This is a genomic window from Azospirillum isscasi, from assembly GCF_030849505.1.
Lineage (GTDB): Bacteria > Pseudomonadota > Alphaproteobacteria > Azospirillales > Azospirillaceae > Azospirillum > Azospirillum isscasi.
This window is the reverse complement of sequence record NZ_JAUJFI010000386.1, coordinates 1-698: the sequence shown is the minus strand read 5'-3', so window position 1 is coordinate 698 and position 698 is coordinate 1. Positions and strand designations below refer to the sequence as shown.

Annotated in this window: 1 protein-coding gene; it reads left to right on the top strand. The window is 75.4% G+C overall.

Features of this window, described 5'->3' with window-relative positions:
• Positions 1-698 (top strand): sensor histidine kinase (locus QSG27_RS29120; protein ID WP_306712365.1); only part of this gene is annotated, 698 nt, incomplete at both ends.

Below are 698 nucleotides of genomic sequence, written 5' to 3'. Positions count from 1 at the left end.
CCGCCTGTTCGCCGCGGCCAGCCACGACCTGCGCCAGCCGCTGGCCGCCCTGTCCCTGCTGCTGGGGGCGCTGGAAGGGCGGTTGGACGGGGCGGCGGGCGGCGGGCGGAACGCGGCGGGGCGGGGAAGCGCCCTGAACGATCCGGCGGCCCGCGACCTGATGAACGCCATGGGCAACGCGATCCAGTCGCTGCGCGGCATGGTGGACGGGCATTTCGACCTCGTGCGGCTGGAAGCCGGGCTGGTGCAGCCGGACATCGGCACCCCCGTGGTCAACGGCCTTCTGACGCGGGTGGCGCTGGACGCCGCGCCGCGTTTCGACGGGCGGGGGCTGCGTTTCTCGGTGCTGCCCTGCTCGGTCCGCGTCGCCACCGACCCGTCGCTGCTGGAACGCATTCTCCAGGGTTTCGTCGCCAACACCCTGCGCCACACCGAGCGGGGGCGGGTCGTGCTCGGCTGCCGCCGCCAGGGGCCGGATTTGCGGATCGAGCTGTGGTCCACCGGGCGCGGCCTGCTGCCCGAGCAGTTGAGCACCCTGCGGGAGGAGTTCCGGCGCCCGGACGGGTCGGGCGATCCGTCGGTGATCGATCTCGGCCTGCGGCTGGCCTGCGGGCTGGCGCGCCGGCTGGGGCACCGGCTGGAGGTGGGCTCGGCGCCGGGCCGCGGCCTCATGCTGGCGGTGCTGGTGCCGCGTGCGG